Origin of the sequence: Streptomyces sp. A0592 (assembly GCF_004795115.1) — a bacterium.
In the GTDB taxonomy this organism is placed as follows: Bacteria; Actinomycetota; Actinomycetes; order Streptomycetales; family Streptomycetaceae; genus Streptomyces; species Streptomyces erythrochromogenes.
In genome coordinates this window covers 48,045-62,394 of the sequence record NZ_SSBM01000021.1, presented here as the reverse complement: position 1 = coordinate 62,394, position 14,350 = coordinate 48,045, and the positions used below count along the sequence as shown (strand labels likewise).

12 protein-coding genes and 1 tRNA gene are annotated in these 14,350 nt (G+C 71.1%); 12 read left to right on the top strand and 1 reads right to left on the bottom strand.

Going from position 1 to position 14,350, the window contains the following annotated elements:
• Positions 1–65 precede the first annotated feature (65 nt).
• Positions 66–731, top strand: coding sequence for a hypothetical protein (locus tag E6U81_RS26260; protein ID WP_136232553.1), 666 nt, complete (start codon positions 66–68; stop codon positions 729–731).
• A 125-nt stretch (positions 732–856) separates the two neighbouring features.
• Here E6U81_RS26260 and E6U81_RS26255 read toward each other — a convergent pair.
• Positions 857–928 (bottom strand) — tRNA-Arg (locus E6U81_RS26255).
• An 82-nt stretch (positions 929–1,010) separates the two neighbouring features.
• Between E6U81_RS26255 and E6U81_RS26250 the strand changes: the two genes are divergently transcribed.
• The 11 genes from E6U81_RS26250 (at position 1,011) to prmC (ending at position 14,316) form a co-directional block, all read left to right on the top strand.
• Positions 1,011–1,508 carry a response regulator gene (locus E6U81_RS26250; RefSeq protein WP_136232552.1) on the top strand — a complete coding sequence of 166 codons (498 nt, stop codon included), beginning with the start codon at positions 1,011–1,013 and terminating at the stop codon, positions 1,506–1,508.
• Positions 1,509–1,583: 75 nt separating this feature from the next.
• Entirely contained in the window at positions 1,584–2,564 is a 981-nt protein-coding gene (nrtL, locus tag E6U81_RS26245) for an ArgS-related anticodon-binding protein NrtL (RefSeq protein ID WP_136232551.1), read from the top strand.
• A gap of 19 nt (positions 2,565–2,583) precedes the next feature.
• Complete coding sequence (lysA, locus tag E6U81_RS26240; protein ID WP_136232550.1) at positions 2,584–3,975, top strand: diaminopimelate decarboxylase; 1,392 nt, start codon at positions 2,584–2,586, stop codon at positions 3,973–3,975.
• A gap of 127 nt (positions 3,976–4,102) precedes the next feature.
• On the top strand, positions 4,103–5,404 hold the full coding sequence (locus E6U81_RS26235) for a homoserine dehydrogenase (RefSeq protein WP_136232594.1): 1,302 nt from the start codon (positions 4,103–4,105) through the stop codon (positions 5,402–5,404).
• 6 nt (positions 5,405–5,410) lie between these two features.
• On the top strand, positions 5,411–6,481 hold the full coding sequence (gene thrC / locus E6U81_RS26230; protein WP_031148238.1) for a threonine synthase: 1,071 nt from the start codon (positions 5,411–5,413) through the stop codon (positions 6,479–6,481).
• 337 nt (positions 6,482–6,818) lie between these two features.
• Entirely contained in the window at positions 6,819–7,745 is a 927-nt protein-coding gene (thrB, locus tag E6U81_RS26225; RefSeq protein WP_136232549.1) for a homoserine kinase, read from the top strand.
• A 431-nt stretch (positions 7,746–8,176) separates the two neighbouring features.
• Positions 8,177–10,315 carry a transcription termination factor Rho gene (gene rho, locus E6U81_RS26220; protein ID WP_136232548.1) on the top strand — a complete coding sequence of 713 codons (2,139 nt, stop codon included), beginning with the start codon at positions 8,177–8,179 and terminating at the stop codon, positions 10,313–10,315.
• Between the two features lie 362 nt (positions 10,316–10,677).
• The gene (locus E6U81_RS26215) at positions 10,678–11,781 is read left to right on the top strand and encodes an LCP family protein (protein ID WP_136232547.1); all 1,104 of its coding nucleotides are present in this window, start codon (positions 10,678–10,680) and stop codon (positions 11,779–11,781) included.
• A 218-nt stretch (positions 11,782–11,999) separates the two neighbouring features.
• Positions 12,000–12,218 (top strand): 50S ribosomal protein L31, encoded by a 219-nt coding sequence (gene rpmE / locus E6U81_RS26210; protein WP_030008686.1) that lies wholly within the window; start codon positions 12,000–12,002, stop codon positions 12,216–12,218.
• A 126-nt stretch (positions 12,219–12,344) separates the two neighbouring features.
• Positions 12,345–13,424 carry a peptide chain release factor 1 gene (gene prfA, locus E6U81_RS26205; protein ID WP_136232546.1) on the top strand — a complete coding sequence of 360 codons (1,080 nt, stop codon included), beginning with the start codon at positions 12,345–12,347 and terminating at the stop codon, positions 13,422–13,424.
• A 46-nt stretch (positions 13,425–13,470) separates the two neighbouring features.
• Positions 13,471–14,316, top strand: coding sequence for a peptide chain release factor N(5)-glutamine methyltransferase (gene prmC / locus E6U81_RS26200; RefSeq protein ID WP_030853584.1), 846 nt, complete (start codon positions 13,471–13,473; stop codon positions 14,314–14,316).
• Positions 14,317–14,350 lie beyond the last annotated feature (34 nt).

Here is a 14,350-nt window from a genome sequence, read left to right as displayed (position 1 = left end):
ACCGGAAACCCGTCCGCAGCCTCTCGACGTGCAACACTGCTCCGCAGCTGTGCCATTGGGGGACCATGGATGAAGTAGCCCGTGTCGTCGTCGGCGCCATAGGCCTCGCGGTCGAGCCGCGGGGCCGACGGTGGGCCCACATGTCCTTGTGCGTCCTCGACGCCGTTTTCTCCATCAATGCCGACTACGACCGGCACACGGCCCCGACCTGCCACCGCTACGCGACATGGGCCGGACTCACCCCGTACCCACCGGCCACTGACGAACAGCCGCTCAGTGACTTCGTGACCCGGGTCCGGACCGCGGGTGTGGAGGCATTCTCGGCAGAGGTCCTGCTGAACCGCCAGCGCACGCGGGCACACCGCGGCGCCCCACGAAAGACGGAGGCCGCCCTCGGCTACGCCGAGATCCTGACGTCCCACGGCGTGAACACCCTCGCCGACGCAGACGCGCTCCTCGCCGACACGGACCGCCTGGTACGCGTCGAACGCCACCTCGCCGGAATCCCCGGCCACGGCTCAGGCGCCCGCCTCGCCTACCTGTGGATGCTGGTGGGCGCCGACGACCGCATCAAGCCGGACCGCATGATCCTCCGCTGGCTGCAAGGCGTACTGCACCGCCCGGTGACTGCATCGGAGGCAACCCGCCTGGTCAAGGAGGCGGCGACGCAGGTGGGTTGCACCCCCTGGGAGCTGGACCACGCGATCTGGAACGCCCAACGCAAGGCCTGACCAGAACGGTTCCGGTCCGCAGAAGCCAGAACCAGATACACAGCACTCCAGTTGGCTGCGCATACGCGAAGACCCCGTCTCAGCGTTGCCGCTGATGGCGGGGTCTTTGGGCACTTCCTGCGAAGTGCCCCCGGCAGGATTCGAACCTGCGCACACGGCTCCGGAGGCCGTTGCTCTATCCCCTGAGCTACGGGGGCGTGTCGCTTGTGGTGCGGCGACGGGTTGAACACTACCAGCTTCCGCGGGGTGATCAGGAACCGTTTTGTGGGGGACGGGGGAGTGCGTCCCCCGCACGGGGTGGAAGTGGCAAAAACCCGGACGCGGGGGCCCGCGTCGACCTACTCTCGAGTTGTGCCAGGCGTCTCTGGCCGGGTCCTCGTCGTCGACGACAACAAGGTCATCCGGCAGCTGATCAAGGTCAATCTCGAGCTGGAGGGCTTCGAGGTCGTGACCGCGAACGATGGTGCCGAGTGTCTGGACGTGGTGCACCGGGTGTGTCCCGATGTGATCACTCTTGATGTGGTCATGCCGCGGCTGGACGGGTTCGGGGCCGCCGCGCAGTTGCGGGCCGATCCGCGGACCCAGGACGTGCCCGTCGCCATCGTCAGCGCCTGTTCGCAGCAGGAGGTCGAGGCCGGGATCGCGGCCGGGGTCGACGCCTTCCTCGCCAAGCCCTTCGAGCCCACCGAACTCGTACGCGTCGTACGTCGGCTCGTCGAGCGCAAGGACCGGCGCGACGGGAGGAAGGGCGCTCCCGCCGGGAGGGGCCGGGGCTGAAGCCCCGGACGGGCCTGCTGTTCACATGGCGAAACCCTTCGCGGGATGACCGTGCGTCTCGCCTAGGCTGGTCCCGTGACCCCCGCAGACCTCTCCCGTTGCGTCGTACGCGCCGTGCGCTGCGCCGTTGACGACGGGGAGCTCGCCGCGGGTGCGGTCGCGCCCGAGCGGGTCGTCGTCGAGCGGACGCGGCCCGGCGGGGTGGGGGACTACGCCACCCCCGTCGCCTTCCAGGTCGCCAAGGCCGCCGGAAGCCGGCCCCGTGACGTGGCCGGCGTACTGGCCCGCCGGCTCGGCGCCGAGCCCGGCATCGAACGCGTCGAGGTCACCGGAGCCGGGTTCCTCAACTTCGTGCTGCCCGCCCCCTCCGCGCCCGCGGTCATCACCGACGTGATCAACCGGGACGTTCGCGGCCGAGCCGCCCGTGTCGTCCCCGCCGACGACAGTGGGCTCGGGCTGCGCGAGCGCGTCGTGCGCCGGAGCGTTCTGCGGATTCTCGGCGTTCAGGGCCTCACCACCGGGGCCGGGCATCAGGCCGTCGCCCTCGCCGCCCCCGTCGCCCCCGTCGCCCAGCGCGACGGCGACGTCGTCGCCCGCTACGGGGCCGACGCCGCCTGCTGGGCGATGCTCGCCACGCCCGCCCGCGAGACCCCTTCCTTCTCCGGCGCGCAGCTGCTCGTACAGGGCGAGGCGAGCGAGTCCTTCCGGGTGCGGTACGCCCACGCGCGCAGCCGGGCCCTCGTGCGGAACGCCGAGCAGCTCGGCTTCCACCCGGAAGCGGGCGAGGTCGACGAGGCCCCCGCCCTGCTGCGCCTCCTCGCCGACCACCCCCTCGTACTGGAGGCCGCCGCGCACCACCGCGCGCCCGAGCGGCTCACCCGGCACCTCGTCGAGCTGGCCGACGCGCTGCTCGACTTCCAGTACCGCGTACTGCCCCAGGGCGACGAGAAACCCTCGGCCGCCCACCGCGCCCGGCTGGCACTCGCCGAAGCCGCCGGGACGGTGCTGGCCGGCGGCCTGGCCCTGCTCGGCATGGACGCACCCGAACGCCTATGAACCGCGAAGAGAGAATCCGATGAGCCGTTCCGCGCACCCCGCCGGGCCCCGCCACGCCGACGTCCTGCCCGAAGGGCACTACTCCCCGCCGCCCGCCGACCTGAACGCGCTCGACGAGAAGGTCTGGGCCCGTACCGTACGGCGCGAGGACGACGGCGTCGTCTCCGTCGGCGGCATCGAAGTCACCAAGCTCGCCGAGGAGTTCGGGACGCCCGCGTACTTCCTGGACGAGGACGACTTCCGGGCCCGCTGCCGGGCCTGGGCGACCGCCTTCGGCAAGGACGCCGACGTCTTCTACGCCGGTAAGGCGTTCCTCTCCAAGGCCGTCGTGAAGTGGCTGAAGGAAGAGGGGCTCAACGTGGACGTGTGCTCGGGCGGGGAGCTGTCGACCGCCCTCGCCGCCGGGATGCCGGCCGACCGGATCGCCTTCCACGGCAACAACAAGTCCGAGAGCGAGATCCGCCGGGCCGTCGAGGCGGGGGTCGGGCGGATCGTGCTCGACTCCTTCCAGGAGATCGCCCGCGTCGCGCACATCGCCCGCGAGCTCGGCGTGCGCCAGCCCGTGCAGATCCGCGTGACCGTCGGCGTCGAGGCGCACACGCACGAGTTCATCGCCACCGCCCACGAGGACCAGAAGTTCGGCATCGCCGTCGCGGACGGTTCCGCCGCCGAGGCCGTGCGCCGCGCCCTCGGGCACGACTCGCTGGAGCTGCTGGGCGTCCACTCCCACATCGGCTCGCAGATCTTCGACATGGCCGGCTTCGAGGTCTCCGCCAAGCGCGTCGTGCGGCTGCTCGCCGCCGTCCGCGACGAGCACGGCGTCGAACTGCCCGAGATCGACCTCGGCGGCGGCCTCGGTATCGCGTACACCTCCAACGACGACCCCCGCGAGCCGCACGAGATCGCCAAGGCGCTCACCGAGATCGTGGCCCGCGAGTGCGAGAGCGCCGGGCTGCGCGCCCCGCGCATCTCCGTCGAGCCCGGCCGCGCCATCGTCGGCCCGACCGCGTTCACGCTGTACGAGGTGGGGACGATCAAGCCGCTCGAAGGGCTGCGTACCTACGTCAGCGTCGACGGCGGGATGTCCGACAACATCCGTACGGCCCTCTACGACGCCGAATACTCCATCGCGCTCGTCTCCCGTACTTCCGATGCCGAGCCGATGCTCGTGCGCGTCGTCGGCAAGCACTGCGAGAGCGGTGACATCGTCGTGAAGGACGCGTTCCTGCCGGCCGACCTGGCGCCCGGCGACCTCCTCGCGGTGCCCGCGACCGGCGCGTACTGCCGTTCCATGGCCAGCAACTACAACCACGCGCTCCGCCCGCCCGTGGTCGCCGTGCGTGACGGACGGGCGCGAGTGATCGTTCGCCGCGAGACGGAGGAAGATCTCCTGCGACTCGACGTCGGATAATGAAATAGGTGTCTCACTCAATGGACCGAAGATGGAAAGTGCTGTCCATTGAGTGAGACTGGTTCACACCCCGCGCGCAAACCGTGCGCGGGGTAATGATGGAAGATCGAAAGGCGTAGGTCGAATGATGCGTACGCGTCCGCTGAAGGTGGCGCTGCTGGGCTGTGGAGTGGTCGGCTCAGAGGTGGCTCGCATCATGACGACGCACGCCGACGACCTCACGCAGAGGATCGGCGCACCCGTCGAGCTCGCCGGCGTGGCCGTGCGCCGCCCCTCCAAGGTGCGCGAGGGCATCGATCCCGCGCTGATCACCACCGACGCGACCGCCCTCCTCAAACGCGGTGACATCGACATCGCCATCGAGGTCATCGGCGGTATCGAGCCGGCCCGCACCCTGATCACCACCGCCTTCGAGCACGGCATCTCGGTGGTCTCCGCGAACAAGGCGCTGCTCGCCCAGGACGGCGCCGCGCTGCACGCCGCCGCCGAGCAGGCCGGGCTCGACCTCTACTACGAGGCCGCCGTCGCCGGCGCCATCCCGCTGATCCGCCCGCTGCGCGAGTCCCTCGCCGGCGACAAGATCAACCGCGTGATGGGCATCGTCAACGGCACGACGAACTTCATCCTCGACAAGATGGACTCGACCGGCGCCGGCTACCAGGAGGCGCTGGACGAGGCCACCGCCCTCGGGTACGCCGAGGCCGACCCGACCGCCGACGTCGACGGCTACGATGCCGCCGCCAAGGCCGCGATCCTGGCCGGCATCGCCTTCCACACCCGCGTCCGCCTGGACGACGTGTACCGCGAGGGGATGACCGAGGTCAGCGCCGCGGACTTCGCCTCCGCCAAGCGGATGGGCTGCACCATCAAGCTCCTCGCCATCCTGGAGCGCGCCGCGGACGGCGAGTCCGTCACCGCCCGCGTCCACCCGGCGATGATCCCGCTGAGCCACCCGCTCGCCTCCGTCCGCGAGGCGTACAACGCCGTCTTCGTCGAGGCGGACGCCGCCGGGAGGCTGATGTTCTACGGGCCCGGTGCGGGCGGCGCCCCGACCGCGTCCGCGGTCCTCGGCGACCTCGTCGCCGTCGCCCGCAACAAGCTCGCCGAGGCAACGGGGCCCGGCGAGTCGGCGTACACCCAGCTGCCGGTCAGCCCCATGGGCGACGTCGTCACCCGCTACCACATCAGCCTCGATGTGGCCGACAAGCCGGGCGTCCTCGCCCAGGTGGCGACGACGTTCGCGGAGCACGGTGTGTCCATCGACACCGTCCGGCAGCAGGGTCGTCCAGACGGGGTCGGCAAGGAGGCCTCCCTCGTCGTCGTCACCCACCGCGCCGCCGACGCCGCCCTCTCGGGGACCGTCGAGGCGCTGCGGAAGCTGGACACCGTCCGCGGTGTCGCCAGCATCATGCGTGTTGAAGGGGAGTAAGGACCCATGAGCAGCAATCGCACCCACCAGTGGCGCGGGATCATCGAGGAGTACCGGGACCGCCTGCCGGTGACGGACACGACTCCGGTGGTCACGCTCCGCGAGGGTGGCACTCCCCTCGTTCCCGCGCAGGTGCTGTCCGAGCGCACCGGCTGCGAGGTGCACCTGAAGGTCGAGGGGGCGAACCCCACCGGGTCCTTCAAGGACCGCGGCATGACCATGGCGATCACCCGGGCCAAGGAGGAGGGCGCGAAGGCCGTCATCTGCGCCTCCACCGGCAACACTTCGGCCTCCGCCGCCGCCTACGCGGTGCGTGCCGGAATGGTCTGCGCGGTGCTCGTGCCCCGCGGCAAGATCGCCCTGGGCAAGATGGGCCAGGCCCTCGTGCACGGCGCCAAGATCCTCCAGGTGGACGGCAACTTCGACGACTGCCTGGACCTCGCCCGCGCGCTGTCCGACAACTATCCGGTGGCGCTGGTCAATTCCGTCAATCCGGTGCGGATCGAGGGGCAGAAGACGGCCGCGTTCGAGATCGTCGACGCGCTCGGCGACGCCCCGGACGTGCACGTGCTGCCGGTGGGCAACGCGGGCAACATCACCGCGTACTGGAAGGGGTTCAAGGAGTACAAGGCCGACGGCCTGGCCTCCCGTACGCCCCGCGTGTGGGGTTTCCAGGCCTCCGGCTCCGCGCCCATCGTGCGCGGCGAGGTCGTCAAGGAGCCGCACACCGTCGCCACCGCGATCCGCATCGGCAACCCGGCCTCCTGGGACTACGCACTGCAGGCGCGGGACGAGTCTGGCGGCTTCATCGACGAGGTGACGGACCGCCAGATCCTCGCCGCCTACCGCCTGTTGGCCGCTCAGGAGGGCGTCTTCGTCGAGCCCGCCTCGGCCGCGTCCGTGGCCGGTCTGCTCAAGGCCGCCGAGCTGGGCCTGGTGGACCCGGGTCAGCGGATCGTGTGCACCGTCACCGGCAACGGCCTCAAGGACCCCGACTGGGCGGTCGCCGGCGCTCCGCAGCCGGTCACCGTTCCGGTGGACGCCGAAGCGGCCGCCGTGCGCCTCGGCCTGGTCTGAGCGCACGACCGTGTGAGCCGGGTTCCGGAGGTTCCCCGAGTGCCGTGACGGCACTCCCGGGGCCCTCCGGAACCCGGCAACTCACCCCGTACGACGACAAAAGTGCGGCCGAAGCGGGTCCAACCCGGTCGAAGCCCGCGACACGCATCGTGCGCCTCCTGTGCGCCCTATGTCGCGAGAGAACCTTCCTTCGATACGCTGTACTTACATCCGCCACCGCGCATATGACTGCGGTGCTGCCCCGAGGGCCTTCGGGTGTCGTACGTTCTCCAGTACATTCACAGCGAGCCAGCGAAGAGCGAAGTTCTCGCACAGTCACAAGGAGTGTCATCGGACGATGGCCGGTCCAGCGTTCCGCGCCGCCGCCGTACGGGTGCGCGTCCCCGCCAGCAGTGCCAACCTCGGCCCCGGCTTCGACGCCCTGGGCCTGGCCCTGGGCCTCTACGACGACGTCGTCGTACGGGTGGCCGACTCCGGCCTGAACATCGACATCGCGGGCGAGGGCGCCGACACCCTCCCGCGGGACGAGAGCCACCTGCTCGTACGCTCCATGCGCACCGCCTTCGACCTGCTGGGCGGCCAGCCGCGCGGCCTCGAGGTCGTCTGTGCCAACCGGATCCCGCACGGCCGGGGCCTCGGCTCCTCGTCCGCCGCCATCTGCGCCGGCATCGTGGCCGCCCGCGCCGTCACCATAGGCGGCGAGGCGAAGCTCGACGACGCGGCGCTCCTGGAGCTCGCCACCGAGATCGAGGGCCACCCCGACAACGTCGCGGCCTGCCTGCTCGGCGGGTTCACGCTGGCGTGGATGGACGGGGGCAGTGCCCGGGCGATCCGGATGGAGCCCGCCGAGTCCATCGTTCCGGTGGTCTTCGTACCTTCCCGGCCGGTCCTCACGGAGACGGCGCGCGGCCTGCTGCCGCGCACCGTCCCGCACGTGGACGCGGCCGTCAACGCGGGCCGCGCGGGCCTGCTCGTGGAAGCCCTGACCAGGCGCCCCGAGCTGCTGCTGCCGGCCACCGAAGACCGGCTCCACCAGGAGTACCGGTCCCCGGCGATGCCCGAGAGCGTGGCACTCGTCAACCGACTGCGGGCGGACGGCATCCCCGCGGTCATCTCCGGCGCGGGCCCCACGGTCCTCGCGCTGGTCGACAACGACGCGGCCGACAAGGTCGCGCAGCTCGCGGGCGAGGGGTGGGCGGCCAACCGGCTCGCCCTCGACGCCGCGGGCGCGAGCGTACTTCCGCTGGGAACCCAGGTCGGCTAGGTCCTGCTCTTCGAGCAGGACCAGTCGGCCAGGGGCGGGCGGCCGGGGCAGGCCGCCCGCGCGGAAGCGCGCGATTGCCGGTGATTGAGAGGGGGAATATCTATTGGATCCGGTAGTGTTAGTCTCAAGTGCGCATCGGAAGCCGCCATGGCTCGGTGCTCAGTGTCCCCATCCGGGACCACATTTCTTCCGGGAGCCTCCCCGACTGCTTTGATCGCTTCCAGCAGTTTCGAGCACGCTCCGGAATCGGCGTGATTTTCCCACGCTTTCAGCTCGGGGGCTTCTCGCCGGAACCCACGCACGTTTCTTTCCGCCGTATCTCTATCGGCGGACCACCGCCCCGGCACGGTCCACACCTAGGGCCGTCGTCGGACAGCACAACCGGTCGCCGAGCCAGACAGGCCGACGTCCGCTCCAGGGAAGGACCCTTCGTGAGCGACACCACCGATCTGATGGGCGCTGCCGACACCTCTGTCGACACCAGTGCCCCCGCCGCGGGCGCCGCGCCCAAGCGTCGACGCACCGGCACCGGCCTTGACGGCATGGTCCTCGCCGAGCTGCAGCAGGTCGCGTCGGGCCTCGGCATCAGGGGCACCGCGCGGATGCGCAAGAGCCAGCTGATCGAGGTCATCAAGGAGGCGCAGGCGGGCAGCGGTGCCCCCAAGGCCGCCGCCTCCGCCACCGCGGACACCGCCGAGGCCAAGCCGAAGCGCCGCGCCACCAGCAAGGCCCGTACGGCTGCCGCGGACGCCGCGCCGGCGGAGGCCCCCGCGGCCCCCGCCGAGAAGCCCGCCGCCGCGCAGGCGCAGATCGAGATCCCGGGTCAGCCGGCAGGGGGCCCCTCCCGCTCGAGCGCAGCCGAGAGCGGGGGAGAGGACGCCCCGGCCGGCGAGCGCCGCCGCCGCCGCGCCACGGCCCCCTCCGGCAGCCCGGAGGGCTCGGCCCCCGTCTCCGTACAGGTCGAGCAGAAGGCCGACACGGCCACCGCCGCCGCGCCCGCCGAGCCGAAGGCCGAGGCCGCCACCGCGGTCTCCGCCGGCCAGGCCCAGGGCCAGGACGGCGAGGGCCGCGGCCGCCGCGACCGCCGGGAGCGCGGCGACCGCCAGCGCGACCGCCGCGACCGTGGCGCCAAGGCCGACGAGCAGGGCCAGGGCGGCCAGGCCCAGGGCCAGCCCGCGCAGGGCGGCCAGGGCGGCGGCCGTCAGGACCGTGCCGACCGCCAGGACCGCGCGGACCGCCAGGACCGCCAGCAGCAGGGCGGCCGCGGCCAGGGTCAGGGCCAGGGCCAGCAGGGCCGCCAGGACGCGGGCCCGCAGGACGACTTCGACGACGAGGGCGGCCGCCGTGGCCGTCGCGGCCGCTACCGCGACCGCCGGGGCCGCCGCGGCCGCGACGAGTTCGCGCCGAACGAGCCGCAGGTCGCCGACGACGACGTGCTGATCCCCGTCGCGGGCATCCTCGACATCCTGGACAACTACGCGTTCATCCGGACCTCGGGCTACCTGCCCGGCCCCAACGACGTGTACGTCTCCCTCGCCCAGGTCCGCAAGGCGGGTCTGCGCAAGGGCGACCACACCACGGGTGCCGTGCGCCAGCCCAAGGACGGTGAGCGCCGCGAGAAGTTCAACGCCCTGGTGCGCCTCGACTCGGTGAACGGCATGGCGCCCGAATCCGGCCGCGGCCGACCGGAGTTCCAGAAGCTGACGCCCCTGTACCCGCAGGACCGGCTGCGCCTGGAGACCGACCCGGGCGTGCTGACCACCCGCATCATCGACCTCGTGTCGCCGATCGGAAAGGGCCAGCGCGGCCTGATCGTGGCCCCGCCGAAGACCGGCAAGACCATGATCATGCAGGCGATCGCCAACGCGATCACCACGAACAACCCCGAGTGCCACCTGATGGTCGTCCTGGTCGACGAGCGTCCGGAAGAGGTCACCGACATGCAGCGGTCGGTCAAGGGCGAGGTCATCTCCTCGACCTTCGACCGCCCGGCCGAGGACCACACCACCGTCGCCGAGCTGGCCATCGAGCGCGCCAAGCGTCTCGTCGAGCTGGGTCACGACGTGGTCGTCCTGCTGGACTCCATCACCCGTCTGGGCCGCGCGTACAACCTCGCGGCGCCCGCCTCCGGCCGCATCCTGTCCGGTGGTGTCGACTCGACCGCGCTGTACCCGCCGAAGCGCTTCTTCGGTGCCGCGCGCAACATCGAGGACGGCGGCTCGCTGACCATCCTGGCCACCGCGCTGGTCGACACCGGCTCGCGCATGGACGAGGTGATCTTCGAGGAGTTCAAGGGCACCGGCAACATGGAGCTCAAGCTCGACCGGAAGCTCGCCGACAAGCGCATCTTCCCGGCCGTCGACGTCGACCCGTCGGGCACCCGCAAGGAGGAGATCCTCCTCAACGCGGAAGAGCTCGCCATCGTGTGGAAGCTGCGCCGGGTGCTGCACGCGCTGGACTCGCAGCAGGCGATCGAACTGCTCCTCGACAAGATGAAGCAGACGAAGTCGAACGCCGAGTTCCTGATGCAGATCGCGAAGACGACCCCGTCGGGCAAGAACGACGACTGAGGGCCGTCGACCGGCGTCCCACGCCGGCCGTGAGGCATCGCCACAGCAGCCCCCGCCGCACGCCGCGGCGGGGGCTGCCGTGCTTTCCCCCGGCGCCCGGAGCGCCTGGGGAAGGCGTCCGACGGTGTTGCGAGCTTCGCCACATCACCACCGATGTGCGGCTTTCGCCGTATGGCTCGAAACCGCAGGTGAGGAACGGGCTACCCAGAGTTTTGTCCCGGTTCATACGCAAGTAGCGGTCGTACGGGGGGTTGCGGCGGCCGTGGAACCCTTCAAGGCATTCGCCCGTCTGTGTCAGAGGGCCCGCGGGGGGAAGGCGGGCCGGTACGGACCCGGGAACCGGACTCAGGACTGAGGAGACCATGACCGAGGACACCAAGGGCCGCGGCCGGCGCGCCGCAGGCCGGCGCCGACGCAAACCGGCGACGCGCCGCAGGGCCCTCGTCATAGCCGCGTGGAGCGCCGCCGCGGTGGTCCTGCTGGGCGGGGCGGGCCTGGGCTGGTTCTACTTCAAGCTCAACGGCAACCTGAAAACCGTCGACATCGACCAGGCGCTGGGCACCGACCGGCCGGCGAACGTCGACAACGGCTCGATGGACATACTCGTCCTCGGCTCCGACTCCCGGGGCGGAGCCAACGGCGAGTACGGCCGGGACGACGGCGGCTCCGCCCGCTCCGACACCGCGATGGTCGTCCACCTGTACGAGGGCCGCCAGAAGGCCAGCGTCGTGTCCATACCCCGCGACACCATGACCGGACGCCCCGAATGCGCCGCCGGCGGCAAGGGGAAGACCGACCCCGGCGGCCGGCGCAAGCAGTTCAACGAGGCCTACACCGTCGGCGGCGCCGCCTGCGCGGTCAAGACCGTCGAGAAGATGTCGGGGATCCGCATGGACCACTACATCGAGGTCGACTTCACCGGCTTCAAGAAGATCATCGACACCCTCGGCGGGGTCGAGGTCACCACCACCAAGCCGATCAAGGACGACTTCAGCCACCTGAACCTCCCGGCCGGCCCCAACAAGCTGAACGGCGAGCAGGCCCTCGGCCTGGTCCGCACCCGCCACGGCGTCGGGGACGGCGGCGACCTCGGCCGAATACAGCTGCAGCAGGCCTTCATCAAGGCGCTGATCAAGCAGGTCAAGGGCGTCGGCGTGTTCGACAACCCCAAGAAGCTGCTCGACCTCGCCGACGCCGGGACCAAGGCGCTCACCACCGACAAGGCGCTCGGCGACGTGAAGTCCCTCGCCGGCTTCGCCCAGAGCCTCCAGGGCATCGACGCCGGCGACATGCAGATGATCACCCTGCCCGTGGCCGCGGACGCGCTCGACGCGAACCGCGTCGCACCCCTGCAGAAGGAGTCCAAGATGGTCTGGGACGCCCTGCTGGCCGACCGGCCGATCCCCGCCGAGGCCACCGCGAACTCCGCCGGGGACAAGAGCGCGGCCGGGACCGTCGTCCAGTGACAAGGGGCTCGGGAGCCTCCCGGAAGGCTGCCGGAAAGACCGCGGAACGGACCGCCGAACGGGCGGCGGAATAGACCGGGACCCCCTCCCGTTGAGGGTGATGTCCTCAGAATTTTGACAGGCAGCCCGGTCCTGGCAGACTGGTCTGTCGGCCCCGGTTCACGCAGTGCGCAATTCGGCTCCTGCGACCCGGCGCCCTCCCGAATCTAGGAGACACCTTGAAGCGCGATGTTCACCCCGAGTACGTCGAGACCGCGGTCAGCTGCACCTGCGGCGCGTCGTTCACGACCCGTAGCACCCTGACCGAGGGCACCATCCGTGCCGAGGTCTGCTCCGAGTGCCACCCGTTCTACACGGGCAAGCAGAAGATCCTCGACACCGGTGGCCGTGTGGCCCGCTTCGAGGCGCGCTTCGGCAAGGGCGCGGCCAAGAAGTAGCGCGACCCAGGCGCCGGTCTCCGGCCGCCCCCTGTCCACTCGGGGGCGGCCGGACCGGCGCCTTTGTCGTCGTTCAAGCCCGTCACCCCGTGCAGTCCCCCGCACTTTCACCACAGGAGTCCCCCGATGTTCGAGGCGGTCGAGGAACTGGTTGGCGAACACGCCGACCTCGAAAAGCAGCTCGCCGACCCTTCGGTCCACTCCGATCAGGCCAACGCGCGCAAGCTGAACAAGCGCTACGCGGAGCTGACCCCGATCATCGCTACCTTCCGTGCCTGGAAGCAGACGGGCGACGACATCGAGACGGCGAAGGAGTTCGCGGCGGACGACCCGGACTTCGCCGCCGAGGTCAAGGAGCTGACGCAGGCGCGCGAGGAGCTCACCGAGAAGCTCCGCCTCCTGCTCGTCCCGCGCGACCCCAGCGACGACAAGGACGTGCTCCTGGAGGTCAAGGCGGGCGCGGGCGGCGACGAGTCGGCCCTGTTCGCCGGCGACCTGCTGCGCATGTACCTGCGCTACGCCGAGCGTGTGGGCTGGAAGACCGAGATCATCGACGCCACCGAGTCCGAGCTCGGCGGCTACAAGGACGTCCAGGTCTCCGTCCGCACCAAGGGCGGCAACGGCGCCACCGAGCCCGGCCAGGGCGTGTGGGCCCGCCTGAAGTACGAGGGCGGCGTGCACCGCGTCCAGCGCGTTCCGGCCACCGAGTCCCAGGGCCGCATCCACACCTCCGCCGCCGGCGTGCTCGTCACCCCGGAGGCCGAGGAGGTCGAGGTCGAGATCAACATGAACGACCTCCGCATCGACGTGTACCGCTCCTCCGGCCCCGGCGGCCAGTCCGTCAACACCACCGACTCGGCCGTGCGCATCACGCACATCCCGACCGGTGTGGTCGCCTCCTGCCAGAACGAGAAGAGCCAGCTCCAGAACAAGGAGCAGGCCATGCGCATCCTGCGCTCCCGCCTGCTGGCCGCCGCCCAGGAGGCCGCCGAGCAGGAGGCCTCCGACGTGCGCCGCAGCCAGGTCCGCTCCGTGGACCGGTCCGAGAAGATCCGTACGTACAACTTCCCGGAGAACCGGATCTCGGACCACCGCACCGGCTTCAAGGCGTACAACTTGGACCAGGTGCTCGACGGCGACCTCGACTCGGTCATCCAGGCCTGCGTGGACACCGACTCCGCGGCCAAGCTCGCCGCCGCGAACTGACCGCAACCGCTTCACCCCCCGTACGACAGCAGCCCGGAGGACCAGCGTGAACTTGCTGCTTGCCGAGGTGGCCCAGGCCACCCAGCGGCTGGCCGCCGCCGGCGTGCCCTCACCGCGCTTCGACGCGGAGGAGCTCGCCGCCTTCGTGCACGGCGTCAAACGGGGGGAACTGCACCACGTCAAGGACGCGGACTTCGACGCCCGCTACTGGGAGGCCGTCGCCCGCCGCGAGGCGCGCGAGCCGCTCCAGCACATCACCGGGCGCGCCTTCTTCCGGTACCTGGAGCTCCAGGTCGGGCCCGGGGTCTTCGTGCCCCGGCCCGAGACCGAGTCGGTCGTGGACTGGGCCATACAGGCCGTCCGGGCGATGGACGTCGTCGAGCCGCTGATCGTCGACCTGTGCACCGGATCCGGTGCGATCGCGCTGGCCATGGCCCAGGAGGTGCCGCGCTCGCGCGTGCACGCGGTCGAGCTGTCCGAGGACGCCCTGCGGTGGACCCGCAAGAACGCCGAGGGCTCCCGGGTCACCGTCCACCAGGGCGACGCCCTGAGCGCGCTGCCCGAGCTGGACGGCCAGGTCGACCTGGTCATCTCCAACCCGCCGTACATCCCGCTCACCGAGTGGGAGTACGTGGCGCCCGAGGCCCGCGACCACGACCCGGAGATGGCGCTCTTCTCCGGCGAGGACGGCCTCGACACCATCCGGGGTCTCGAACGCACCGCCCACCGGCTGCTGCGGCCCGGCGGCATCGTCGTCGTCGAGCACGCCGACACCCAGGGCGGCCAGGTCCCGTGGATCTTCGCCGAGGAACGGGGCTGGGCCGACGCCGCCGACCACCCCGACCTCAACAACCGCCCGCGCTTCGCCACCGCCCGCAAGGCACTGCCGTGACCGGCGCGACGACCCCCGCCCCCACCCTGCTGCA

Excerpts from the sequence above, each read along its gene's own strand:
- thrC (WP_031148238.1), top strand. The coding sequence starts at position 5,411 with ATGAGCAGCAATCGCACCCACCAGTGGCGCGGGATCATCGAGGAGTAC.
- E6U81_RS26215 (WP_136232547.1), top strand. The coding sequence starts at position 10,678 with ATGACCGAGGACACCAAGGGCCGCGGCCGGCGCGCCGCAGGCCGGCGC.
- lysA (WP_136232550.1), top strand. The coding sequence starts at position 2,584 with ATGAGCCGTTCCGCGCACCCCGCCGGGCCCCGCCACGCCGACGTCCTG.
- thrB (WP_136232549.1), top strand. The coding sequence starts at position 6,819 with ATGGCCGGTCCAGCGTTCCGCGCCGCCGCCGTACGGGTGCGCGTCCCC.
- E6U81_RS26260 (WP_136232553.1), top strand. The coding sequence starts at position 66 with ATGGATGAAGTAGCCCGTGTCGTCGTCGGCGCCATAGGCCTCGCGGTC.
- prfA (WP_136232546.1), top strand. The coding sequence starts at position 12,345 with ATGTTCGAGGCGGTCGAGGAACTGGTTGGCGAACACGCCGACCTCGAA.
- E6U81_RS26235 (WP_136232594.1), top strand. The coding sequence starts at position 4,103 with ATGCGTACGCGTCCGCTGAAGGTGGCGCTGCTGGGCTGTGGAGTGGTC.